At 46.6% G+C, this 25,108-nt stretch carries 24 protein-coding genes; 4 read left to right on the forward strand and 20 right to left on the reverse strand.

The features are described 5' to 3' along the window. Positions 1-205: 205 nt before the first annotated feature. The 4 genes from MHB46_RS06045 to citZ all read right to left on the reverse strand — a co-directional run bounded on the left by MHB46_RS06045 (position 206) and on the right by citZ (position 4,445). Positions 206-622 carry a hypothetical protein gene (locus MHB46_RS06045; protein ID WP_341161849.1) on the reverse strand — a complete coding sequence of 139 codons (417 nt, stop codon included), beginning with the start codon at positions 620-622 and terminating at the stop codon, positions 206-208. A 305-nt stretch (positions 623-927) separates the two neighbouring features. After that, positions 928-1,869, reverse strand: coding sequence for a malate dehydrogenase (gene mdh, locus MHB46_RS06050; protein ID WP_341161850.1), 942 nt, complete (start codon positions 1,867-1,869; stop codon positions 928-930). A 16-nt stretch (positions 1,870-1,885) separates the two neighbouring features. Beyond that, a complete protein-coding gene (gene icd / locus MHB46_RS06055; protein ID WP_029516624.1) occupies positions 1,886-3,181 on the reverse strand; it encodes an NADP-dependent isocitrate dehydrogenase in 1,296 nt (431 codons plus the stop codon). Between the two features lie 151 nt (positions 3,182-3,332). Next, positions 3,333-4,445, reverse strand: a complete 1,113-nt coding sequence (citZ, locus tag MHB46_RS06060; protein WP_028542893.1) for a citrate synthase — start codon at positions 4,443-4,445, stop codon at positions 3,333-3,335. Between the two features lie 345 nt (positions 4,446-4,790). Here citZ and ytvI point away from each other — a divergent pair, with 345 nt between their 5' ends. Then, the gene (gene ytvI / locus MHB46_RS06065; protein ID WP_165175979.1) at positions 4,791-5,909 is read left to right on the forward strand and encodes a sporulation integral membrane protein YtvI; all 1,119 of its coding nucleotides are present in this window, start codon (positions 4,791-4,793) and stop codon (positions 5,907-5,909) included. Positions 5,910-5,938: 29 nt separating this feature from the next. On the opposite strand, the gene MHB46_RS06070 is transcribed toward ytvI, so the two are convergent. The 7 genes from MHB46_RS06070 to MHB46_RS06100 form a co-directional block, all read right to left on the reverse strand. After that, positions 5,939-6,337, reverse strand: coding sequence for an FxsA family protein (locus MHB46_RS06070; RefSeq protein WP_013309596.1), 399 nt, complete (start codon positions 6,335-6,337; stop codon positions 5,939-5,941). Next, a complete protein-coding gene (locus MHB46_RS06075; RefSeq protein WP_025722002.1) occupies positions 6,334-6,852 on the reverse strand; it encodes an acyl-CoA thioesterase in 519 nt (172 codons plus the stop codon). The genes MHB46_RS06070 and MHB46_RS06075 overlap by 4 nt, the downstream gene beginning before the upstream one ends. A 134-nt stretch (positions 6,853-6,986) precedes the next feature. Continuing rightward, on the reverse strand, positions 6,987-8,276 hold the full coding sequence (gene pelA, locus MHB46_RS06080; RefSeq protein ID WP_341161851.1) for a pectate lyase: 1,290 nt from the start codon (positions 8,274-8,276) through the stop codon (positions 6,987-6,989). 288 nt (positions 8,277-8,564) lie between these two features. Next, on the reverse strand, positions 8,565-9,407 hold the full coding sequence (gene pstB / locus MHB46_RS06085) for a phosphate ABC transporter ATP-binding protein PstB (protein ID WP_023987911.1): 843 nt from the start codon (positions 9,405-9,407) through the stop codon (positions 8,565-8,567). 17 nt (positions 9,408-9,424) lie between these two features. Beyond that, positions 9,425-10,321, reverse strand: coding sequence for a phosphate ABC transporter permease PstA (gene pstA, locus MHB46_RS06090; protein WP_023987910.1), 897 nt, complete (start codon positions 10,319-10,321; stop codon positions 9,425-9,427). Beyond that, complete coding sequence (gene pstC / locus MHB46_RS06095; protein ID WP_341161852.1) at positions 10,321-11,253, reverse strand: phosphate ABC transporter permease subunit PstC; 933 nt, start codon at positions 11,251-11,253, stop codon at positions 10,321-10,323. The genes pstA and pstC overlap by 1 nt, the downstream gene beginning before the upstream one ends. 106 nt (positions 11,254-11,359) lie before the next feature. After that, a complete protein-coding gene (locus tag MHB46_RS06100; protein ID WP_039269889.1) occupies positions 11,360-12,283 on the reverse strand; it encodes a phosphate ABC transporter substrate-binding protein in 924 nt (307 codons plus the stop codon). A 207-nt stretch (positions 12,284-12,490) separates the two neighbouring features. Between MHB46_RS06100 and MHB46_RS06105 the strand changes: the two genes are divergently transcribed. Next, positions 12,491-13,387, forward strand: a complete 897-nt coding sequence (locus MHB46_RS06105; RefSeq protein WP_341161853.1) for a LysR family transcriptional regulator — start codon at positions 12,491-12,493, stop codon at positions 13,385-13,387. Between the two features lie 96 nt (positions 13,388-13,483). On the opposite strand, the gene pyk is transcribed toward MHB46_RS06105, so the two are convergent. The 6 genes from pyk to MHB46_RS06135 form a co-directional block, all read right to left on the reverse strand. After that, a complete protein-coding gene (gene pyk, locus MHB46_RS06110) occupies positions 13,484-14,914 on the reverse strand; it encodes a pyruvate kinase (protein WP_029516614.1) in 1,431 nt (476 codons plus the stop codon). A 125-nt stretch (positions 14,915-15,039) separates the two neighbouring features. Continuing rightward, on the reverse strand, positions 15,040-16,023 hold the full coding sequence (locus MHB46_RS06115) for an acetyl-CoA carboxylase carboxyltransferase subunit alpha (RefSeq protein ID WP_061828687.1): 984 nt from the start codon (positions 16,021-16,023) through the stop codon (positions 15,040-15,042). Beyond that, positions 16,024-16,917, reverse strand: coding sequence for an acetyl-CoA carboxylase, carboxyltransferase subunit beta (accD, locus tag MHB46_RS06120; protein ID WP_013309586.1), 894 nt, complete (start codon positions 16,915-16,917; stop codon positions 16,024-16,026). A gap of 180 nt (positions 16,918-17,097) precedes the next feature. Next, on the reverse strand, positions 17,098-17,286 hold the full coding sequence (locus MHB46_RS06125; RefSeq protein ID WP_013309585.1) for a hypothetical protein: 189 nt from the start codon (positions 17,284-17,286) through the stop codon (positions 17,098-17,100). 153 nt (positions 17,287-17,439) lie between these two features. Then, entirely contained in the window at positions 17,440-17,937 is a 498-nt protein-coding gene (locus tag MHB46_RS06130) for a phosphatidylglycerophosphatase A family protein (protein ID WP_023987905.1), read from the reverse strand. A gap of 166 nt (positions 17,938-18,103) precedes the next feature. Beyond that, positions 18,104-21,766, reverse strand: coding sequence for a DNA polymerase III subunit alpha (locus tag MHB46_RS06135; protein WP_341161854.1), 3,663 nt, complete (start codon positions 21,764-21,766; stop codon positions 18,104-18,106). Positions 21,767-21,903: 137 nt separating this feature from the next. Here MHB46_RS06135 and MHB46_RS06140 point away from each other — a divergent pair, with 137 nt between their 5' ends. Both MHB46_RS06140 and MHB46_RS06145 read left to right on the forward strand, forming a co-directional pair. Next, a complete protein-coding gene (locus MHB46_RS06140; protein ID WP_013309582.1) occupies positions 21,904-22,233 on the forward strand; it encodes a YtrH family sporulation protein in 330 nt (109 codons plus the stop codon). 12 nt (positions 22,234-22,245) lie between these two features. After that, the gene (locus MHB46_RS06145; RefSeq protein ID WP_341161855.1) at positions 22,246-22,743 is read left to right on the forward strand and encodes a hypothetical protein; all 498 of its coding nucleotides are present in this window, start codon (positions 22,246-22,248) and stop codon (positions 22,741-22,743) included. 44 nt (positions 22,744-22,787) lie between these two features. Here MHB46_RS06145 and MHB46_RS06150 read toward each other — a convergent pair whose 3' ends face one another. The 3 genes from MHB46_RS06150 to MHB46_RS06160 all read right to left on the reverse strand — a co-directional run bounded on the left by MHB46_RS06150 (position 22,788) and on the right by MHB46_RS06160 (position 25,024). Next, on the reverse strand, positions 22,788-24,122 hold the full coding sequence (locus MHB46_RS06150; RefSeq protein ID WP_061831707.1) for a DRTGG domain-containing protein: 1,335 nt from the start codon (positions 24,120-24,122) through the stop codon (positions 22,788-22,790). Positions 24,123-24,325: 203 nt separating this feature from the next. After that, positions 24,326-24,607: a hypothetical protein gene (locus MHB46_RS06155; protein ID WP_069291592.1), complete on the reverse strand. Its 282-nt coding sequence runs from the start codon at positions 24,605-24,607 to the stop codon at positions 24,326-24,328. A gap of 72 nt (positions 24,608-24,679) precedes the next feature. Next, positions 24,680-25,024 (reverse strand): YlbF family regulator, encoded by a 345-nt coding sequence (locus MHB46_RS06160; RefSeq protein WP_025685398.1) that lies wholly within the window; start codon positions 25,022-25,024, stop codon positions 24,680-24,682. Positions 25,025-25,108 lie beyond the last annotated feature (84 nt).

A 25,108-nucleotide genomic window follows, 5' to 3' on the forward strand; every position in this document is an offset into this window, starting at 1 on the left:
TTCAAAATCAGATATTTTTTTAGGATGCAACATTTGCATCCACTCTACTCCTGATTTACCACACAAAGTTATTCGTTAAACGAAAAAAGAAAAATGTAGTTATTTGAGCGCACAAAAAAACGGCCTATGCTTATTCAGCACAGACCGTTTTTTTTCAATTTAGCATTTGTCATCATTCGATTATAGCCACTCGCCAAATGCTTCATTAAATAATATCGCTATATATCATTAAAAACGTAATCAGGATCAAGAAGACGGCAAGCAGCGTACTGAACATTCGCATTTTGCCAGCGTATTGCGTAATAGGCTGTTGGCTACGAATCGCTTCCAGCGACAGCCGTAACGGCTTACCCATGGCCCCAGCGATACCAGAAATGGCGAGAAACAACAGCAAAACGACCACGATCCAAGCTACGGAATATGGCCCCCAGGCAAAAATCATATAGATACCGCTAACAAGCACAAGGATCAGAGCAAATTGAGCCAAACGGTTCAATAGCTGAACAGCCGATATCGTTCCCTCCTGCACGCTAGGAGCCAATTTGTCGATTTTGCCCACAACGAAGGGGAGCAATAAATAAAAACCCATCGCCAGTGATCCAATAATGTGAATAAAAGACATTTTTCACAACCTCCATTTCTTTGTTTTCTTACAAACTCTTTTTCCATAGAACGATCATATTCCAACGAATGACTACCATCTTTTCAGTGTTTTGGGACATGCTTTTCTATGTCAGGATTTTTGCAAAATCCTCATGTAACTATCAATGCATATGAACTCTATTATACCGGGGAAGTGGTCCAAAGCAAAGGAATAAGGAAGAAAACGAATAGATTACTTAAAAGTAAAGAGGTGTCCGGCGGCCATAACTATGGCTTGGGACACCTCTTCAAGTAAAAGTATACCGTTTTAGTAGAAAATTGAATCTATACGGTAACTATTTTAATCACACTGCGGACCGATTGGGCGGATTGATCGAGCGCTGCTTTTTCTTCGGCTGTCAATTCCAACTCGAACACTTTTTCGATACCATTACCGCCAAGAAGTGTCGGTACGCCAAGGAACAAATCCTGATAGCCGTACTCTCCCTCCAGATAGGCAATGACCGGGATAATCCGTTTTTTATCTTTTACAATCGCTTCTGTCATCTGTGCAAGCGAAGCTGCCGGTGCATAATATGCGCTACCATTACCCAACAGGTTGACGATCTCACCGCCACCACCGCGTGTCCGTTGTACGATTGCTTCGATACGTTCCTGCGAAATCAGGGTATCGATAGGTATACCTCCAACGCTGGAATAGCGTACCAGGGGCACCATATCATCACCGTGACCACCCATAACAAAGCCGCGTACGTCTTCGACGGAAACGTTCAGTTCTTGTGCAATAAAGGTACAATATCGCGCTGTATCCAGCACACCTGATTGGCCAATAACCCGATTTTTCGGGAATCCAAGCGTTTGATAAGCAGTATAGGTCATAGCATCTACCGGATTACTCAGAATAATGACGATAGAATCCGGCGCATACTTCTTCACGTTCTCACAAACGGATTTTACAATTCCTGCGTTCGTATTTACCAAATCATCACGGCTCATACCCGGCTTGCGTGCAATCCCGGCTGTAATAATGACGATATCCGAGTTAGCTGCATCCTCGTAACTGGAAGTGCCCGTGATCTGGCTGTCAAATCCCTGTACCGGACCGGCCTCCAAAATATCAAGCGCCTTGCCTTTGGTCGGATTCTCTAGTTGCGGAATATCGATCAGTACGATATCACCTAGCTCCTTTTGAGCCAGCAGCAATGCGGTAGTGGCACCGGTAAAACCGGCGCCAACAATGGATATTTTTTTACGTTGAATGGACAAGTGGTATTCCCCTTCCTTACAGGTTACTAATAATGGTATCTGCGAACTCGGAGCATTTCACTTGTGTAGCACCATCCATCAGACGAGCAAAGTCATAAGTTACAATCTTCTTATTAATGGACGTCTCCAGCCCTTTGTAAATCAGGTCAGCCGCTTCTTTCCAACCCAAGTGTTCAAGCAACATTACGCCCGACAGAATTACGGAACCAGGGTTCACTACATCTTTGTCGGCGTATTTTGGTGCTGTACCATGTGTAGCTTCAAAGATAGCATGCCCTGTTACATAGTTAATGTTCGCACCTGGCGCAATACCAATTCCACCAACTTGGGCAGCAAGAGCATCGGACAGATAGTCCCCGTTCAGGTTGAGCGTAGCAATCACATCAAATTCAGAAGGACGAGTCAGTACTTGCTGAAGTGCAATATCAGCAATTGCATCCTTGATAATGATTTTGCCTGCATCTTCAGCTGCTTTTTGAGCTGCATTCGCCGCATCCTCACCGTCTTTTTCCTTGATTACATCATATTGGGCCCAAGTAAATACTTTATCTGCAAATTCTTCCTCAGCCACTTCATAACCCCAGTTTTTGAAGGCACCCTCGGTAAATTTCATAATGTTACCTTTGTGTACGAGCGTTACACTCTTGCGTCCGTGGTCAACAGCATACTGAATGGCTGCCCGTACCAGACGCTTTGAACCCTCGGAAGAAACTGGCTTAATGCCAATACCAGAGGTTTCAGGGAAACGGATTTTGTTCACACCCAGCTCTTGCTGGAGGAACTGAATAACCTTTTTCACGTCTTCGGACCCTTCAGCATACTCGATCCCCGCGTAAATATCTTCTGTGTTCTCACGGAAAATAACCATGTCTACCAATTCAGGACGTTTCACTGGAGAAGGAACACCGTTAAAATAACGAACAGGACGCAGACATACGTATAAATCCAGTTCCTGACGCAATGCCACATTCAACGAACGGATACCACCGCCAATAGGTGTCGTAAGTGGTCCTTTGATGGCTACAATATACTCACGGATGGCTTCCAAAGTATCGTTAGGGAGCCATTCGCCGTATGTATTGAAAGCTTTCTCACCAGCGAATACTTCATACCAGGCAATCTTTTTGCTGCCGTTATATGCTTTTTCTACAGCTGCGTCCAGTACGCGTTTGGAAGCTTTCCAGATGTCGCGACCCGTGCCGTCACCTTCGATAAACGGAATTACCGGATGGTTCGGAACCTGTAGTTGACCGTTATCAATCGTAATTTTTTCGCCTTCAGTTGGGAGCTCAAACTTTTCAAATTTCGCCATAAGTTCCTTTTCCTCCTCAGATATGAATGGGTACAGGACGAAAGACATGATCTTTATCACAGACAAAAACGTACATCTCTCGTCGTCCCCTCTATTGTACCTTATTTTTTAAATTCAGGGTATACAACCTCAATCTTCCTTCGATAAAGGGTTAGCGCAACTCTGGTGATACATATTTTTGATCCATTGGACCTGTATATTCGGCGCGAGGACGAATCAGGCGGTTATTTTCATACTGCTCTAAAATGTGTGCGGTCCATCCGGATACACGACTCACAGCAAAAATAGGTGTAAACAGGTCTCTCTTGATACCCAACTGGGTATACACAGAGGCAGAATAAAAATCCACATTGGGCTTCAAGCCTTTTTGCCCTGTTACAATTCCCTCAATTCGAACTGACATATCAAACAACGTTGTGTCGCCGTTCATTTCCCCCAGCTCGCGGGACATTTTGTGCAAATGCTTGGCACGCGGATCACCGTTTTTATAGACTCGGTGTCCAAAGCCCATAATTTTTTCGCGGTTATCCAGTTTCGCCTGAATATAGGAGTCCACCTGATCCAAGCCACCAATCTCCTCCAGCGTTTTGGCCACAGCCTCATTGGCCCCACCATGCAGTGGTCCTTTTAAAGCTCCAATTGCAGACGTGATTCCGGAATAAATATCCGACAATGTGGCTACCGTTACACGCGCAGCAAAGGTAGACGCATTTAATTCATGATCGGCGTGCAATACGAGAGCCTGATTGAACGCTTTAATAGCCGTCTCCTCCGGATCCTTGCCAGTCAGCTGATACAAAAAGTTTTCAGCGATGGAAATACCTTTTTTAGGCGCAATCGGCTCCAAGCCCTCGCGTATACGTGCTATAGCTGCCACAATGGTAGGCAATTGCGCCTGAAGCTTGACGGTTTTGGTCACATTAGACTCTCTCGACATATCATCCGCCTCTGGGTCATACAAAGCGAGAGACGATACGGCTGACCTCAAGGCAGCCATTGTACTCAAATTTTTCGGATATAACTTTAATTGAGTAACAATTTCATCCGGAATAGCAGCGTATTCGCTTAACTGGTTACGAAGCTCCTGCAATTGCTCTTTATCAGGTAATTTTCCAAACCACAACAAATAAGCTACCTCTTCAAAATCGGCGTTAACAGCCAAATCATCAATGTTATAACCCCGGTACGTGAGAACGCCATCTACGATAGAGCTTATGGAGGAAGTGGTCGCTACGATCCCTTCCAGACCTTTAGTCGCTGTCATCGTTACATCTCTCCTTTGTAAAAACATTGTGAACGGACTTGCAATGTAAACATTTTCAAAAGTAAGATATGTCTTTTAAATAGCTGAGTAATGTTAACGCCATATGTCAATATTTAAACCTTCTTTCACTATACTGGATTTTGTCGTTTATGTGAACATTGAGGGCTATTCCAACACATTCAAATGTTTTATCGCTTCCATAAAGAATTTTTTGAAACCCCTTACAAAAATTATTGATTCATTTGCACTTTTTTACACAGGTCTTGTCTCCCCCCTTTCCCGCATATGTATAGTAGAGCATTTATTTTATGAAAAACTATCGCAAAAGAAAGGAGCCGTGAGAGCTTGAGCCGGTTAATCCTGAATCGCATATTTCGTGCTCTATGGGTGGCAATCGTGATTGTAGCTCTGTTATTGGGCATATATGTGCTTTTCCCTCTCGTCTATCCTTTCCTATTCGCCTGGCTTGTGGCTTATGCCATGAATCCACTGGTTGGTTTTCTGCGTAACAAAGCCCGTATGCCACGTTGGACGGCTGTCACGGTCTCATTATTTGTATATTTAGGTGGAATTGCAATTATCCTGTCTGCAGCAATCACCCGCATGGTCCGAGAAGTTATAAAGTTGGCCATGACTTTTGACGGGCATATTGAGCGTTTTAAAAGTCTGTTTATCGATTGGACACAAAGCGATTTGATTCAAAATGTAATAATTGAAATTAACCATTTTATCCGGGATAATCCGGATTACCAACATACCATTAACAGTAATATTGATAAGACAACTCAAACTGTCAGTTCGGCTGTCACTACGCTAGTCGCTCAATTTTTTAATGGAGTTTTGAACTTGCTAACCTCTCTGCCTAATATGGGAGCAGTTCTAATGGTTATTGTATTAGCAGCCTTTTTTATTAGTAAGGACTGGGACCGACATAGTCGGATGCTCTCAAATACGGTTCCTGATACGATTCGCAAACCATTGTCGGATATATGGCACGATCTGCGTAAAGCACTGTACGGCTATTTGCGTGCACAGTTTATTATCATCTCCATTACGGCATTAACAGTCATTGTTGGGCTGTTCATATTGCGTGTGGAATCCGCCTTTACCATCGGTTTGATGATCGGGCTAGTGGACTTGCTACCTTATTTGGGGGTTGGCATTGTGATGATTCCGTGGATACTGTATGCGTATATGTCTGGTAATTTGGCACTAGGGGTAGGATTGTCGATCCTTTATATCATCCTGTTGATTGGACGACAGATCGTGGAGCCTAAGGTGCTGGCCAGCAGCGTGGGCTTGAACCCGCTTCCCACCCTCATCGGTATGTTCATCGGGCTCAAGCTGTTTGGCGTTTTAGGACTAATTATCGGACCTGTATCACTCATTGTCGTTGATGCACTGAATCGCGCGAATGTCATTCAGGACTTGCGCAACTATATTCTCGCCGGAAGAGTCCGCTAGATCATGGATAGGAAAAACGGCAGTTTACGTCAAAACCGCCGAAACGTAATACTGCCGTTTTTCATTTTTTTCTCCAGCCACTTCAATAAAAAACGTCGGTATAACGCTCGTGTTAAAGGGAACACCAACGTAAAACCAATAATATCTGTTAAAAATCCGGGGATAAGCAGTAAGCTCCCACCGAAAAAGACACATAATCCATCCAGCATTTTACGGCCGGGCATTTGGCCTCGGTTCATTTCATTTTTCGCATCGGCAATCACCTTACGACCTTCAAATTGCATCATGGCAGCCCCGATTAGGGTCGTCAGAATGATGAGTAAAATCGTTTTGCCCGCTCCAATCCAGTGACTTACCCATATAAACCCGTACAGCTCCGCCAAAGGAATGAGCAGCAGCAACAGCCACAGACGTTTACGCATCATCATGACTTCTGTCCCTCCCCGCCTGTAAAAGCAAACCTTAATGCAGTGTACAGCTCAGGTAGCGCCTGATCCAGTCGAACGGGCTTCCATTCGGTGTTCAACCATACGTGCCGTGTCATCCCTGTGACAAGCAGCTCTCCCGGCAGCGTGTCTGCCTGGGTCCATACCTTTCCCAGATACCTTTGATGCTCATCGTCCGTTACCCGTCGAACCTCATAGATATAGTTTAGACGTAATCTGGAGAAGTCCGTAATTGCGGTATAAATGGTAATTAAATCATCATATCGAGCAGGACTCGCATATTTCGCATTGATTTCAATAACTGGCAGCAAGACTCCTCGTTCCTCCATACTCCGATAGTTAAAACCCGCCTGTCGGATCATTTCGGTGCGCCCGATCTCAAACCAGTTCAAATAATTTGCATGATATACGACCCCCATCTGGTCGCTTTCCTGATAACGGACGCGTAGCGGTGCGCCATACCAGCGTAATTCCGTTTGTTTCTCCTCTTGAGTCATACAAGCTCTCCTATCTTTGTGCATCTTTATCTCTATTTTGCCCTCTCTCCATTAAACCATATTTACAGCCCGGGAACAAAAAGAGGGCAGACCGAACGGTCCACCCTCGCAAATCATATATAATAATGCCTTTATTATTGTGGCAACGGCTTGGACAGTTTATAATATCCGCTATCCGAAGCCAGCTTAAGCAAGCTCTTAGCCTGGCTTCCCGCCCAGGCGTAACCAAGTCGTCTTTCCTCACTAATTTTCATGATGTCGGTATACTTTTTGCCATCCCGGTCTGAAAAGAAATACTTATTGTCTTCCACATTATAGAAACGATACCACATTACGCTCGATGCATCCTTTTGGAAAAACTCCGGACCTTGACGATTGTATTTGATACCGTCGATTCGGTTGGCATCAAACCATTTCAAAGCGCTCTGAGCCGCTTTTTTCACTTCAGCGGTTTGCGGCTGGGACATGAGAAAAGCAGTAATGCCTACTGATTCCGTAGTTGTTTTGGAAGGTAACTCAAATGCCCGGGCTTCAACAGATGCATAAGTAGCCGGATCGTGCTGTGCACCCCAGATTGTTGGTGTACCATTATTTACAATTTGAGATTTAATTGTGTACTGGATACCTTTGTTTAGCGCTTGCTGAAGTCTGGAGCGGTAAGAGTTATCCAGAATATCGCTATCAAACGGCTGCTTCTTGTTCACAATATCGTCAGCCAAAACCATAACTCTGACCATTGCATCATCATTATAAGTTACAGCATCGGAATAATTACCACGTTTAGGGTATACCTGAGGCCAGCCACCTGAGGAATATTGAGAGGTTAGTACGAAGTCGACTGCTTTTTGTACACTGTTCTTAATATCTTTATTTTTGGTTTTTTTGTATACATCCGCTAAAAAACGAATCTCGGTTGTCGTGGCCTCGTTATCAAACGTTCCGAGTTCAACACCATCCTTGCTTTTCCATGTGGAGCGTGCAGCTTTGCCATCCCATTTGGATTTATAATTCTTTTCCATAGCTTTGAAGAATCCGCCATGCGGCAATTGCCAGGATACAATATTTAAGGCAAGCGTCGTATCCTTGGATATATCCCCCGTAGAAAACTTGCTAAAGTCGCGCATTTTGTTCAGGAGGCTGTCTGTATTCACAACAGCGGTTGGCTTCGCCACAGCCGACAGCCCAAATAATTGCTCGCGATCCAAAACACCTGAATTTACATCACCACCATAAACGTCCCGTCCCACAGCTGAATCTGTGTTAAGTTCATAAGAAGCAGTCGCCGATTCACGTCCTGAATCATATGTAGCCGGCACCATCTCCTGTGCCGCAGCCCATGAGGGACTTAGGAGTCCTGACGTTACTGTAATCGCCAAACTTGAAAGCGCTATCATCTTAACGGTTGGACACATCTTCTTTTTCATTTAAACCTCTCCCTTATTTTGATTTGGGTAATTGTGTTCAGTTTAACCCTATTTATTCTTGCTGAAGATTCTTTTTGATAGCGAGGGGAACTAAACCACTATTTATGCATGATAAATAGTTAGTTGTATTATATGAAAATATACCCAAAGGATCAATATATTTTAATTTACTAATAGATTAAAAAAGTTACAAAACGTTGAAAACAATAAAAATCCTCTTACTAATGCTGGATTAGTAAGAGGATTTTACGTGCAGCTAATATATAGTAGGTCGATGAGCAACATCGTTTAACCAAATCGACCCATGATGTACTCCTGAGTCAGCTCATTTTCAGGATTCGTGAAAATATCGTTCGTTTTCCCATGTTCAACCAGGCTTCCAATATAAAAATAAGCAGTATAATCGGAAATTCGTGCAGCCTGCTGCATATTGTGCGTCACAATAACGATGCGCAGTTCTTTTTTTAATTCGGTGATGAGCTCTTCTACCTTGCCTGTAGACACAGGGTCCAGCGCGGAAGCTGGCTCGTCAAGCAATAGAATTTTCGGCTGAACGGATAGTGCACGTGCAATGCAAAGCCGCTGCTGTTGCCCGCCAGACAGCGCCAAAGCGGAGTCGTGAAGGCGATCCTTGACCTCATCCCATAATGCTGCTTTACGCAGGCTGCTTTCGACGATTTCATCAAGCTGTTTCTTTTTGCGCACCCCACGGTATTTGGGACCGAAGGCGATATTATTGTAAATGGATTTGTAAAAAGGGTTGGGACGTTGCCACACCATGCCAATTTGCTGACGCAGCTTGATCACGTCCGTTTCCGGTGCCGTCAAATCCTGTCCATCCATCCAGATGTGCCCCGTTGTAGAGGAAGACGCAATCTCATCATTCATCCGATTAAGGGAGCGCAAAAAGGTCGATTTACCGCAGCCGGAAGGCCCGATCAGCGCAGTCACTGTCTGTTCGGGAAAGGCCAGATTCACTTTTTTAACAGCCTCAAAGCTGCCATAATAAATACTCAAATCCTCAGTACTGAACGGATGCGGCGGTTGCCCCGCAAGCTGTTCCGAACGCGTAGACTGAACGGATGTTGCTGGTGCGGCGGTTTTTGCCGTTCGCGTAATCACATGTTCCATTGTTCTCCATCCCCTTTCTAATCCATACGTTTGGCAGCTGTCAGACGGCGGTATACAACTCTTCCGAACCATCTTGCACTCAAGTTGAATGCAAGCACAAGCAGCACCAGTACGGCAGAAGCGCCTGCAGCAATATCTTTGGAGTCAGGAGCAATCCCCTCACTGTTGACCTTCCAAATATGAACAGCCAATGTCTCAGCAGGTCGCATCGGGTTAATAGGCGATCTAGCATGCAATGGATTCCAATCGGTAAAATCAAGCGGCGGCGTACTCATCCCTGCCGTAAACAGCAATGCGGCGGCTTCCCCGAAAATACGGCCTGCGGCCAGAATGGTACCCGTAATCAAGCTTGGCAGCGCAGCTGGCAACAAAATGGAGGTGATAATTTTCCACTTAGACAATCCAAGCGCAAGTCCAGCTTCCTTTTGCTCCTTCGGCACAGCTCGGAAAGCCTGCTCAGTTGTGCGAACCATCAGCGGCAGGTTAAATACGGCCAAAGCCAAGGCTCCTGATAAGAGGGAAAAGCCAAAATCAAACGTATTTACGATAAGTAGTAGTCCAAACAATCCGATGACGATAGACGGGAAGGAGGACAATACTTCGACGACAAGTCGTATAAAGTCCGTAATTTTCCCCGGCTTTGCATATTGCGCCATGTAAATACCTGCGCCCCAGCCAATCGGAATGGTGATAATCAAAGTTAGGATTAACAAAAATACGGAATTAAATAGTTGTGGGCCAATACCACCGCCTGCACGTAATGTTTGGGGAGCACTGGTTAAAAAGTCAAAAGAAATATGACTGACTCCGCGGGCCAAAATGAAACCCAGTAATCCAACCAAAAGTGCAACAATAAACAAGGCGAAGAAACAGATTACAAATGTAGCGATCTTGTCGGTCGTTTTAGCTTTCATCAAACCCGGTTTCTCCTTTCAAGCAGCCTTACCAGCAGCACGAAAATGAATGTCATGAGCAGAAGAACAAGCGCCATGCTCCAGAGAGCATTGTTATGAACGGAGCCCATCGCTGTATTCCCCATGCTTAGTGTAATGACGCTGGTCAACGTCGAAGCGGATTCCAGCAAGGAATGCGGTATATGCGGAGCATTCCCGATTACCATCTGTACAGCCAACGCTTCTCCGAAGGCACGAGCCATACCGAGGATAATTCCTGTTAAAAGAGCAGGCAACAGCGTTGGAATAATAACACGGGCAATTGTCTGCCAGCGGGTAGCACCCAAAGCATAAGAGGATTCACGCAGCCCCCCCGGCAAGGAAGACAACGCATCCGCCATAATACTCGTAATCGTCGGCAAAATCATGACTGACAACACTAGGCAGCCTGCCAGAATGCCGATGCCTTGTCCTCCAAACACGTTCCGAAGTAGCGGGACGATCACGGTCAAGCCGACAAAGCCATATACAACAGACGGAATACCGGATAATAATTCAATCGCAGGTTGAAGGATACGTTTACCCGATTTCGGCACGATTTCCGTCATAAATAAAGCCGCACATAAGCTGAGCGGACTAGCAATTAAAGCCGCCAGTATGGTTACTGCAAAAGAACCCGTAATAAACGGAAGCGCGCCGAAGGACTTAGGTTCGCCATCCGGGCTCCATTTGGTTCCAAAGAAAAACTCTCGCAGACTGACTCCATTCACCGCAAATGTAGCTACACCTTTGGAGGCAACAAAATATACGATGGAGAAAATGACTGCAACTAAAAAAACGACACAAACCGACGTATATATGCGGCCGGTCCATTCTTCCCAGTAATGTCTTTCTTTCATAACTCGGGATCGTTTATTCTGTTCCATGTATGCCTTCCCTTCAATTGGTTCCATACTGTAACTCCTTTAACCGAAGAATAGAGGCCGGACGCTAGTCCGCCTCTTCTTCGTGAATATACTCGCGTTAGCTGCGTTCATCGAACAGGAGATGTAACTCTCCTTATTTCGTGATATTACCGTCAGCATCACGTTTCACTTGCATACCTGCTACTGGAATGTATCCCAAGTCTACGACATCCGTTTTTTGGATTTCATCTGACAGAATGTAGTCCAGGAATGCTTTCACATGCTCTTTTGGCTCACCTTTAGTGTACATATGCTCGTAAGCCCACACTGGATATTTGCCTTGTTCTACATTTTCAACGTTAGCTTCAACGCCATCGTATTTCAAAGCAGTTACTGTGTTGTCGATGTAGGACAGAGCCAGATAACCAATCGCACCCGGTGTTTCAGCAATCAGCTTTTTCACAGTACCGGAGGAATCTTCTTGAATGGAGCCCGGCAGATCTTCCGTTTTTTGTCCCAATGCGTATTTTTCAAATGTTGCACGAGTACCGGAGCTGCTTGGACGGTTTACAATAACGATTTTTTGATCTGCACCGCCAACTTCTTTCCAGTTCGTGATTTTACCTGTAAAGATTTGTACCAATTGATCTTTTTTCAGGTCTGTAACGCCTACTTTAGGATTCGCTACCGCTGACATGGCTACAACAGCTACTTGGTGATCGACCAGCTCATCTGCGCCGCTCTCCAGTTTTTCTTTTGCAAACACGTCGGAGTTACCGATGTCCGCTTGTCCGCCGGAAACCTGAGTCAAGCCAGTACCGCTACCGCCGCCCTGTACTTGAACTGCAATGCCTTTATATTTATCGACAGCCATAAATTTTTGTCCCGCTTGCTCTACCAATGGTTGAAGTGCAGTGGAGCCAACAGCCAGAATGTTTCCTGTCAGTTCAGCAGCTGCTTTATTGTCTGTTCCTGTAGCAGCTTCTCCTTGTGGTGCAGCATTGTTACCTGATCCGCAAGCTGCAAGTGCAAATACCATGGTGAGAGTCATCAGAATGAACGGCCATTTTTTCAACATTTTTTATTGTCCTCCCCTTAGTTAAGTGACGGTTTTTTATTTATGACCATCAACACTTTTACATTGTAGGCCTGGAATGTTAGACGAACGACGTGGTTTTGTAAAACAAATATAAAATATTGATAGATAAATTATTTTTCGGTATATAATTAATCTATAGTTTGAAATTCACATATGAATGACATATAAGGAGAGCTGTTGGATTCCATGAATATTCTAAAATTGCGTATCTTGATGCTGATCGACAAATTCCATAAGGCGACGGATGTGGCCGAAGCTTTGCAAGTCAAACAACCTACCGTCAGCTTTCATATGAAGAGCTTGGAAAAGGAAATGGGTGTTTCCCTATTCTCTCTTCAACAAGGCAGGATTATACTAACGGAGGCTGGAAAAAAATTATTACCTTACGCAAAGCAGATCATCTCTCTGGAGCAAGAAGCTAGACAAGCTGTAGATGAACTGACAAAAGAGTCACAGGCGCAATTACATCTGAGTGCAGAGTCGATATCAGGTACGTATCTCCTCCCCACTTTGATGGCTAAGTTTGCTGAGCGGTATCCAGATTGTCGTATTCAGTTGGAGATTCAATCCCCGGATGCAATTAAGCAGCTACTGAAACAGGGGGAAATTGATTTTGCTTTTCTCGACGATAGAGATTCTCTTCCAGAGTATACGGTGGCAGAGCCAGTGGCTTCAGATCAAGTAGGAGTTATCCGTTCTGCATCTGCACTTGCACCTGCATTCAAATTAGAGGAGGTCGATGGACCCGATGTGCTGGACAAGCACACATGGGTAAAATATAGCGGTTCATCAGTTGTAGATCAGTATTCTTCGCTAGTTAAGCCTCATCTGGAAATCAACTCTTGGGAAGCGGTAAAGCAAGTCGTAAGCGGCGGAGAAGCGCTTGCCTTCTTTCCTGCGAGCGGAGTGGATAATAATGAAAATGCTGCTCCCTCGGTGGAATGGCTCCCTTATCCCGAGGCTGATAACCAAAGGAGCCATTATCAAATAAACATCGTGTATCAACAAGATACACACATGAACTTGATGCAACAGGCATTTCTTGATTTCATACGACGAGAAGGACTGGAAATGAAAAGCTAGAGAACATAAAAAAAGAGCATCCAAGTCTTATTGACTTGAATGCTCTTTTGCTTGTTGTAACGATACAGCCTCGGTATTATGTCATGGAGACTTTAATTACGCTTGTGCTGGAACGCAGCTAATTTTAATCAGGTTCGTAGAACCAGAATCACCAAGAGGTACGCCCGCAGTAATTACAACCAAATCGCCCTCTTTAACGAGGCCAGATTTGCGACCGCCTTCCAGTGCGTTGTCAAACAGACTATCTGTTGTGTCAACGATTGGTCTGCCTTGTACTGCATGTACGCCCCAGATCAGAGCCAAACGGCGAACTGTTCTTTCCTGTGTTGTCACAGCAACAATCGGAGCTTCAGGACGGTATTTAGAAATCATACGCGCCGTTGTTCCGCTTTGTGTGGACGTCAGGATCGCTTTGGCATGCAGGTCAAGTGCAGAAATAGAAACAGATTGACTGATTGCTTCTGTAATACTAATTTCTTGAGCCGTTCTTTGTTTCTTGAACAAATCACGGTAGTTCAGAGAGGACTCAGCTTTTTCTGCAATACGTGACATCGTCAATACGGATTCTACCGGATATTTACCCGCAGCTGTTTCGCCGGACAGCATAATTGCGTCTGTTCCGTCAAAAATAGCATTCGCCACGTCACTTGCTTCTGCACGAGTCGGACGCGGGTTACGTTGCATGGAATCCAGCATTTGTGTTGCCGTAATAACAGGCTTGCCAGCTACATTACATTTGTTAATCATCAATTTTTGCGCCAGAGGCACTTCTTCAGCAGGAATTTCCACACCGAGGTCACCACGAGCAACCATCAGGCCATCCGAAGCTTCCAAAATTTCATCCAGGTTGTCAACACCTTGCTGATTTTCTATTTTGGAAATGATTTGGATATGACTTGCGTTGTGTTTCGCCAGCAATTCACGGATTTCCAGAACGTCACTTGCTTTACGAACAAAAGAAGCCGCGATGAAATCAATGTCCTGCTCAATACCGAAAATGATATCATTAGCATCTTTTTCGGTAATACCAGGCAAAGAAATAGCAACGCCTGGAACGTTAACGCCCTTCTTGCTTTTGATCGTTCCGCCATTAACAATGCGGCATTTGATTTCAGTGCCTGATACTTCAATAACGGTGAGTCCGATCAGACCATCGTCGATCAGAATGGTGGAGCCGGGCTCCACGTCCGAGGGAAGATCTTTGTACGTAATGGAAATACGATCTTGCGTACCGAGAATTTCTTCCGTTGTCAGCGTAATGAACTCGTCCTGAACAAGCTCAATAGGTTCAACTTCGAGCTTTCCTGTCCGGATTTCCGGCCCCTTCGTATCGAGCAAAATAGCAACGTTTTTGTTAAGCTCCTTACAAGCTTGACGGATGTTTTTAATCCGGTTGCCATGCTCCTCGAAATCACCGTGAGAGAAATTCAGGCGGGCTACGTTCATACCAGCCAAAATCAGTTTCTTCACATTTTCCAATGACTCACTGGAAGGACCGATGGTACATACAATCTTAGTTTTGCGCATTTGGGTTTTTCCTCCGTTTTCAAAGGTGCTACTCTTTATATCTTTTTCCAACAATTAAATCTACTACACTTTTTCCTATTTGTATAGGAAGTTCGTCATATTTATTGTTACCCGTTTACAACGTATTACAACATAGGCTCAGATTCCGAAGGCTTCAAGAAGGTGTATTGACCTATTTTTCGGAATTTTTGATACCGATCTTCCCTCAATTCATCGCAGCTCATATTCGTAAGGTCTGCCAAATGACGTTCCAATAGCTCCTTGATTGCGGCAGCAGTCACTTCATAGTTACGATGCGCGCCCCCTTTCGGCTCCGGCACAATATCCTCGATAATTTCCATGCGCAGGAGGTCATTAGCCGTAATCTTCATGGCTTCAGCTGCCTGATCGGCCTTGGAAGCATCTTTCCATAGAATCGAAGCTGCACCGTTTGGAGAAATGGCCGAATAAATGGCATGTTCCAGCATCAGCACACGGTTACCGACTGCAAACGCAAGCGCACCGCCGCTTCCACCCTCGCCGATGACCACACAAATAACAGGCACCGAAAGCTTTGCCATCTCCCGCAAGTTGCGGGCAATCGCTTCCGATTGACCTCTCTCCTCTGCTGTATTACCCGGATAAGCGCCCTTCGTATCAATAAATGTAATAACAGGGCGTTTGAATTTATCAGCCTGCTGCATAAGACGCAAGCCTTTACGAAATCCTTCCGGATGAGCACTACCAAAGAAACGTGCAATGTTATCTTTCGTATCCTTACCACGCTGTTGACCAATGACGGTCACCGGAATACCATTTAGCTTGGCAATTCCGCCCACAACCGCCAGATCGTCTCCAAACAAGCGGTCGCCGTGCAATTCAATAAAGTCTGTAAACACCTGCTCAATCAGATCAAGAGACGTTGGTCTTTGATGATGACGGGCCAAATGCATTTTTTGTGGTGCTGTAATGTTCGAATATATTTCTTCTTCCATCTCGAGATAACGTTCCTCGAGACGGTTGATTTCATCTGTAAAATCAATTTGCTTATCCTGTCCGAATTGCTTGAGTTCTTCGATCTTCTGTCGCATCTCGACCAGGGGCTTTTCATAAGGCAATTCACCAGCCATCTATTCCACCCCTTTCACACTGTGCAGATCAAGCAGTTGCCCGAGGGTATCACGCAGTTCCTTGCGGTGTACAACCATATCCAATTGTCCATGCTGCAAATTAAATTCGGATGTTTGAAAATCATCCGGCAACTTCTGTCTGATTGTCTGTTCAATTACAATACGCCCTGCAAAGCCGAATACAGCTCCTGGCTCCGCGATATTAATATCTCCAAGCGTAGCAAAGCTGGCGGACACTCCACCTGTAGTCGGGTCGGTGATAACAGAAATATACAGCAAGCCCTGCTCATCCAGACGAGCAAGAGCAGCACTTGTTTTGGCCATCTGCATCAAGCTTAAAATACTTTCCTGCATACGTGCCCCGCCGGAAGTTGAGAAAATAATTAGCGGCAGACGCTTGTCTATTGCTTGCTCAATGGCGCGGGTAATTTTCTCTCCTACGACCGAACCCATACTGCCAGTAAAAAAGTCAAAGCTCATCACAGCAACGACAACAGGATGTCCATAAATAAGGCCGTCGCCCGTAACGACAGCCTCTCGCAAGCCAGATTTCAGGGTCTGTTGCTCCAGCTTGCTCGCATATCCCGGAAAGTCCAGCGGGTCAACCGAAATCATATCGGCATCATATTCCGTAAACGTGTCTTCGTCGAGCACCATGCGAATGCGATCCATTGCATTCAAACGCATATGGTATCCGCACACCGGACACACTTTCAAATTTTTCTCTAGTTCTTTGCTGTATTGAATACTTCCACACTTGCCACATTTGGTCATAAGACCTTCGGGAATTTCCCGTTTGGGACGATCCGGCATGTCCGCTTGATCGCCGCTCAGCGCCCGTTCCGAAGGGATGGTCGCGTATTTACGCTTCTTTTGGAATAAATCTTTAAACACAACTACACCTCTCCAGCCGTTTATTTGTCAGCCGTAACCGATACAAGGTCCTCTGCCGTCTATGCGGCACCTCTAAGCATTATGTTCATACACACGTCAACGCCTGTTACTAAAACATTACCGCCGATCGTGCATCCTTTGTTCCACTCATGCTGCTGTATCACTTCCGCCGTTCCGGACTCAAGGGCGCAAAATCGAATTAAGCACTTCCTGAATTTCTTCGACTTCACCCGAAGGCACAAGTATCTCAAACTGTTGCTTGGACGCGCTGATGGCCCGGGCCTGCACCATAAAACCTTCTTCAGACAGTTTGAGCTTAATCATGTCAGCCAGTCTGGCCGTCGGTGCGATATAAATCACCGTCCACATGCCTTGTTTCTACCCCCTAAGCCTCAAGTTTTGAGCCCATATAATAGACTCATGATAACATACCTTACTTTTTTCCCGCAACAAAAGCCCTCCTGATCATTCAAGTTCCGTCGGAGGGCCTAGAAAATCATCAACTCTGTCTACACAGGTCAATTAAGCGTCCAATGATGCAGGATAATGCTTGGCATGGAGGCTCCGATGTGCAATGCGCGAAGAAGCAGCGGCAGCTAGTCCGGCGACAAGATCGTCTAAAAACACATGAATACCACTGCCTTTTTGGTTCAGTTGTTCAATAATCCCCGTCTTTTCCTTATCCAGATAACCAAAACTGGTTAAGCCGATCATGCCGTACACACTCGTAATTCCAAGAGCCAGTGTCTCGTCCACTCCGTACAGCGGTTCGTCAGCCTCCATAATGGCTTGCAATGGCTGGGGGAGAAGTTTTTTTTCGGCCAGCTCATCGAGCGCAATACCTGTGAGCAACGTATATTGAACCTCACGCTTTTGTAAAACCGCTTTGACACTGTCTATACATTCTTCCATCGTCAAATGAGGATAATATTTTAGCTGAAGCTGAAAAACAATGTCCGCAATGGACTCGATACGAATGCCTCTGCGATTTAACAAAGTTTCTGCATATTCATAGGACATAATTTCCCTCCCGCTTTCACCGTGCAGTCTATTCTTTCACCGTACGGGACCTTATGGTGCAGGGTACGTGTTGAATCTCCTGTTCCGCCAGTTTTCCAAGTGTATGCGGGAAGGAAGGAAAATGTTCATTAAACCGTTACAATAAGGGCGGTTTGCTGTGTGCCTATCATTTGACTTTCACCGTACCTTCACCCAACATCGACTCCATTTGATCAAAAAGCTGAGGAGAGGGCTTAATGCTGTAAGCATCGCTCAAGGCCAGCAGACGCTGGTTGCTCTCATAAAAAAGTACTGTAGGCATAGCACCGGGATGCTCCTGTAGCAGTGCCTTGAGACTGACCAGCAAGCTGGCGTCCTCCTCGGCCTGCCGGGTGATTTTGACAAACACCCGCTGACGGGCGGTCGACTCCGAGCTGCGAGGGAGCGGTACCTGCTCACCGCGAGCCGCTTCGGCTCCGCGCGGTGAAGCAGCCGTCACGGGATGGGCCGCCTTCGGCTGAGGCGAAGCAGATGCAGTGGCTGCCGAAGGCGGGGGCGACACGCGCGACGCTCTCCCGCCCGGGCCGCCAGCAGCTGGCACGGATGTTCCAGCGGCAGACGAGCGCGTACTGGCACGTCGGCGCTGGAGGAGCCGTGCCAGCGAGTCTTCCGCCAGCGGGGCGGTCTCATCCGCAAGGAGCTTGAAGTGCTCGTCCTGCTGCTGCATCTTGGCTCGAAGCGTAAGCAAAGCTCCCTTTTCAATCCACTGCTGGCTTCGCTTCCATACCTCAGGAAACAGCACAACCTCACAGCGCTCAATCTGATCCTCCAGCTCAATGAAAGCCATGGCCTTACCCTGCTTGGTCGTAATCGTTTTGAGTGACACTACCATGCCTGCGGTCACAACAACCGTTTCATCTGGCACATCGCCCAGCTCCATCAAACGATCCGCCTCGCTGCTTTCCAACAGCGACTCAAAATCATCCAACGGGTGCCCGGATAAATACAGTCCCAGTAGTTCACGTTCCAGCTCTAACTGTTGGCTGGCACTGAATTTGGGTACATTGGGATATTCGATATCCCAATTGGGCATTTCCACAAAACCAAACATATCAATTTGCAAGTCATCTCGTTCCTTGCGCCACTTGACGGCTGCATCCACCGTTTCATCCAGCATGGCAAGCAATTGTGCCCGATGACCCGTCAATGAATCAAAGGCTCCTGCCTGAATAAGCGATTCAATTACTCTCTTATTACATACCCGCAAATCGACACGTCGACAAAAATCGAGCAGGCTGTCGAAAGGCCGTTCCTTGCGAACAGCGAGAATACTCTCCATCGCCTGTGTGCCGACATTTTTAATCGCTGCTAGGCCGAAGCGGATGCCTCCCTGCTGTAACGGAGTAAACAACACCCCGCTCTCATTCACATCAGGCGGCAACACTGCGATATCCATACGACGGCATTCGACGACATATTCAGCCACTTTCCGATGACTTCCCATCACCGCTGTCAGCATTGAAGCCATAAATTGTACCGGATAATGGGCCTTTAGATAAGCCGTTTGAAATGCTAGCACACCATAAGCAGCTGCATGGGCACGCGGGAAGCCGTAGTCAGCAAAACGGACAATCATATCGTAAACCCTTCCGGCCTCCTCCTCCGTGTATCCCTGCTTGATACTGCCTTCGACAAAATGCCCGCGCTCCAGATCCAACACTTCGCGCTTTTTCTTGGACACAGCCCGGCGCAACAGATCGGCTTCTCCCAGGGAAAAGCCCGCCATGCGTGAAGCAATCTGCATGATTTGCTCCTGATACACAATAATACCGTACGTATCCTTTAAGATCGGTTCCAGGTCAGGATGCGGATAAGAAATCTCAATCTGACCATGCTTGGCCTGTATAAAGTTAGGAATAAAGCCCATCGGGCCCGGACGATACAAAGCCAGGACAGAAATGATATCCTCGAATACACTCGGCTTCAAATCCTTGAGTACCCGGCGTACACCGGCCGACTCCAGCTGGAATACGCCTCCTGTATCTCCTTTGCCCAGCAAGTCATAGGTATGCGGATCGTTATCGGGAATACGATTAAAATCAGGCGTTTCTCCATGCTCTTCCGCAATCCAGTGTATGCACCGTTCAATAATGGAGAGCGTACGCAGCCCAAGGAAATCCATTTTAAGCAAACCAATGCGCTCTAGATTTTCCATCGAGTACTGCGTCAAAGGTACCCCTTCGCTCCCCTCTTGAAGCGGAACTGCATCGGTCAATGGAGTCCGCGAAATGACAACACCTGCTGCATGTGTCGAAGCATGACGAGGCATTCCTTCAACCTTGATCGCCATATCCAGCAGTTCACGTGTCTTGGGCTTCGTTTCATATAGCGTTTTCAGCTCCGGGGTGATTTCCAGCGCATGACGGATATTAATGCCTAGCTGCGCCGGAATCAGCTTGGCTGCCTTGTCCACCTCGCCATACGGCACGTTCAATACACGGCCGACGTCACGGACAGCGGCTCTTGCCGCCAGCGTTCCAAAGGTAATAATTTGCGCTACATGCTCATTTCCGTACTTCTGTACTACATAGTCGATAACCTCGTCACGCCGTTCATCACTAAAATCAATATCTATATCCGGCATACTAATTCGTTCTGGATTCAGAAACCGTTCAAAGAGCAGGTTGTATTTCATCGGATCGACATTCGTGATGTTAAGCACATAGGCAACCAAACTGCCTGCTGAGGAACCCCGCCCCGGTCCCGTTGCAATCTTATGCTTATGTGCAAAGGCAATAAAATCCCATACAATCAGGAAATAATCGCTGAAACCCATACTGTCAATGGTATTCAACTCATAGTTTAGCCGTTGGTTCAGCCTTTCCCGTTCCTCCGGTTGCTCCCATCCGGGATCGCTTCCATAGCGACGCTCCAGCCCTTGCACGCACAGATTGCGTAAATAGGACGAAGAGGTCATTCCTTCCGGCAGCGGGCGATATTCAGGCAAAATGGATTGACCGAATTCCAGCTCTAGTTCGCATTTTTCAGCAATACGCACCGTGTTGGCGATGGCTTCTGCCACATGCGGGAATAAACGAGCCATATCCTCCTGACTTTTCAGATACAACTGACGTGTTGGTATACGCAAGCGTTCCTCATCGTCAACTGTCTTCCCTGTCCCGATACAGATCAGAACGTCTTGCACGTCCGCATCTGGCTCAGTCAAGTAATGCACGTCATTCGTCGCCACCAGTGGAATATTCAGTTCCTTCGCCAGTGCGATCAAGAGAGGATTTACACGTTTTTGCTCCGAAAGACCATGGTCCTGGAGTTCCAGATAAAAATCATCGCCAAAAATGTTACGATACCGTTCCGCTGCTCGTCGTGCTTCGGCTTCCCGACCATGCAGTAAATGCTGCGGCACTTCACCGCCCAAACAAGCGCTCAGGCATATGATGCCTTCATGATGGGCAGCCAAAGCCTCCATGTCGATGCGCGGCTTGTAGTGAAAGCCCTCCAAATGGCCGATGGAGCACAACTTCATCAGATTTTGATAGCCTGTTTTATTTTTGGCGAGCAAAATCAAATGATATATGGGCTGATCCTTCCGGCTGCCACGCTCCTTACGCGATCCTGCCGTCATATAGGCCTCACACCCGATAATCGGCTTAATGCCGTTCTCTACACACGCTCTATAAAAAGGAATGGCACCATACATAACCCCGTGGTCTGTAAGGGCCAGCGCCTTCATTCCGTAAGCTGATGCCTGTTTGACCAACTCCGCGGTACGAGCCGCGCCGTCCAGCAGGCTGTACTCGCTATGAACATGCAAATGCACAAATGAACTCATGCGCTTCTCTTCCTTTCACCGCTTGATTTTCTTCAAACTATTTTATCATATCCGCGTTAGTAGCGCCCATAGAATAAAAGTACAGACCTCGGCGGACAAGTGCGGTCCTGATTCGTATACCTAAGGAGGAAAAGAGCATGAGCACTTTTATATCCAAAGCGATTCTCGACTTCTTCATTGCCTTCGGCATCGTGCTCGGGGGAGCCATGCTCGGCGGAATGGGAGCTGTCGTATCGCTTCAGCCGCCAACCCAGACGATGCTGGAGGTTGCCGGAAGAATTAAAATATGGGCGCTTGCCGCCGCTGTGGGGGGAACGATGGACCCGATCCGGGTCATTGAAAGCAATATGTTGGATGGTAATTTGTCACCTGCCATTAAGCAGATATTGTATTTGATTTTCGCCTTTTTAGGCGCTCATATGGGTGCAGAGCTGGTCAAGTGGGTATGCGGCAACGGACGACCGTGAGGTGAAACGACTATGAGAGTCCCCCCTTTTGGGCGCCTGCGCCCTTTTATGCAATTATCCTCTGTCTTTGTACTCGGTATGATAACGGGAGGAATGATCTACAATGCCATCTGGCATGCCAGCTTCAATCAGCTGTGGACGAACAACCAGGATCTTCAATTCCAGCTCCAGCAAGCCGAGGAAGACAACAAAACATTGCGCAAATACAGCAAGCGCCAGACGGTTGTCAAAGAAATCAAGCTGATCGCGGAGGAAGCTTCGGCCGAAAAAATTGATTCTATCAACCTGAAGGAACTTCTTCGCCGTGTCAGTCGTGATCTGGAGGTGCTGCGCGGCAGAGATATGTTCGAGATTGACTCTGACAGCAAGCTGGTACGTATGTTGCTGCACCAAAAAAAATACACCGTTCGTGACAAGGAATATACGATCCAGGTCAAAACGATGCTTGTAATGGAAGGGGTGCTGCAAATTTGGCTGGAAGCAAAAGAAAGACTGCCTGAAAGCCACTAAGTCGGTCTATTCGACTTCACACCCTGCTCTGATCCATAGGTAGACTAACCATGTTCAATGGATTGAAGTGTCATCACTGCTTTGCATACCAAATGGTTTTCCCGTGAAATTGCAATTTCTAGCTTGCAGGTGCGGCGACTCAGCTCGAGCAGCAACGGACGAAGAACGACAGCATCCTCTATCTGTACGGGTCTAATAAAATAAGTCGTCAAATTGTCCAGCACATAATCCTTGCCGGTCATGTCTCTAGCTGCCCGGTAGCCCGCTTGTGTCATCACGTTGACCAGTACGCCTTCCGAGATCGTACCTAAATTGGTCGCCATCTGCGGAATAATAAAACCGCGAAAAAATAACGATCCGTCCTCATTACGCTCTTCAGCAAACCCGTTCCAGATCAACTGGTCGAACGTCTCGCCAAGTTGTGGCTGCTTTTGGGCGTTACGCAGCGCCTCCAGCACCTCACGCCGTGTAACGGACCCAAGCAGCTTGCGGTTACGGTCCACGACCGGCAAATAATCTACACCTTCCCACGCCATCATTTGCGCAGCGGAAGCCAGCGAGGTCTGGTAGGTGACCGTTATCGGATTGCGGATCAGACATTTATCCATCGTATGCTCAGGTAGAAGCCCCTCCACATCTTTGCGGCTGACGATACCAATTAAACGATTCCATTCATCCACTATTGCAAAATGATGATGTCCGGTCGTCACCGAAAGTTCTTCAAACTCGGTAAGCGTGCTGTTGATTTTCAAGGTCAACGTTTTCGGTTTGCCTGCCGCAATGTCTTCAATCAGCATAATTTTCTTTTTGATCAAGCGGTCAAATATGGCTCTATTAATCATAGATGCCACTGTAAAAGTATCATGGCGTGAGGAAATGATCGGCAGACTAATCTGATCTGCGAGCTGCTTAACCTCTCGGCTCGTACCGAAGCCCCCTGTAATCAGCACACCTGCCCCCTGCTCCAATGCAAGTGAATGCGCATCCTCACGGTTACCTACGATTAGCAAACTACCTGCGTCAATATAACGGGCCATAGCTTCCTCGCGCATCGCTCCGATCACATACTTGTGCAAGGGCTTCTCCAACCCCTCACTTCCGCCCAGCACATGTCCCTCTACAATATTTACGACATCTGCAAAGGTCAGCTGCTCGGACAAGCCACGCGGTCGCTTCTCCACTCGTACTGTTCCGATCCGTTCCTTGGTAATGACAATTCCCAGGTTCTCGGCTTCCTTCACGGCCCGATAGGCCGTTCCTTCGCTGACACTCATTTCTTTAGCCAACCTGCGCACAGAAATTTTGGAGCCTATTTTCAACTGCTCGATATGTCGCAATAGCTGCTCATGCTTCGTAACTGTTTCATCTAGCCCGTCCAACTCTGTTACACCCCCAACGTTCAATCTGTATCATTCTGTATCTATTATAGCACAATATCCCTATATTTTAGACCCTTGTTCATTTTGAGTTCTCCGCTTCGCAAATAGTAAAAAAAGCGATCCCCTCTTTTACAAGGAATCGCTTCTTACTATGATTGATTTGCCATCTGGGAGGCAAGCCCAGGACAAGCTGAAAAAACTCACTACATGCTGCCTTTGTCAGCTTTTTTATCCCATTTCATCTGCCACTGCTGCATTTTGGCCCGCCGCACACGCTCCAGCGTTTTGCGCTTTTCCTCATCCACACCCAGCAAAAAATGCATATTTGCTCCGATGACTAGCAACGCAAAAAGTACCCATACCATTCCAAAGCCGTTGACCCAGTTCAAACCGCCTGCAAGCGAGATGCGTGGTAACGCGACCAAAACCATAGCCAATGCAATGAGTGTGTACAAACCGTGTTTCCATTTTTTGAAAGAACCCAATCGTATCCCTTCCTCTCCCTGTGACTCTATGTATCTAGTCTATGAGAGGACAGGAAGGAATATGAGACAAACTTACAGAGATGAACCGTATAAATGTTGAAGGCTGTCTGCAATAATTTTGTTAACGTCCTCAATAATCACGCTCAGGCGACGTTCAGCGTCGAACAGGCGACGGATGTTGAGGTTCAAGCTAAGTACCTCAAACAGCTTCTCCATCTTTTCCATCTCTTCCTGTGCTGGCATATCGCCGCTCATCATGCGTTGCTGTACTTCCATTTGGCGTTCACGGAAATCGTCGAGCATTTTCTTGGCTTCTGGATCGGTTTCGATCAGCTTCATCGCTGACGTAATTTCCTCTACCTCTTTGCTTTCCTTCAATGCTTTCGCTAAATCATGGGCTTTGTCATAGATGTTCATGATTGTTTATTCCTCCAATACAAGTTTAGTGTCAACATTTCACATTGTCCGTCAATCACCAAGGGATATATGTCCTCATATGAT

This window comes from Paenibacillus sp. FSL H7-0703, from assembly GCF_038003485.1.
Classification (GTDB): domain Bacteria; phylum Bacillota; class Bacilli; order Paenibacillales; family Paenibacillaceae; genus Paenibacillus; species Paenibacillus polymyxa_B.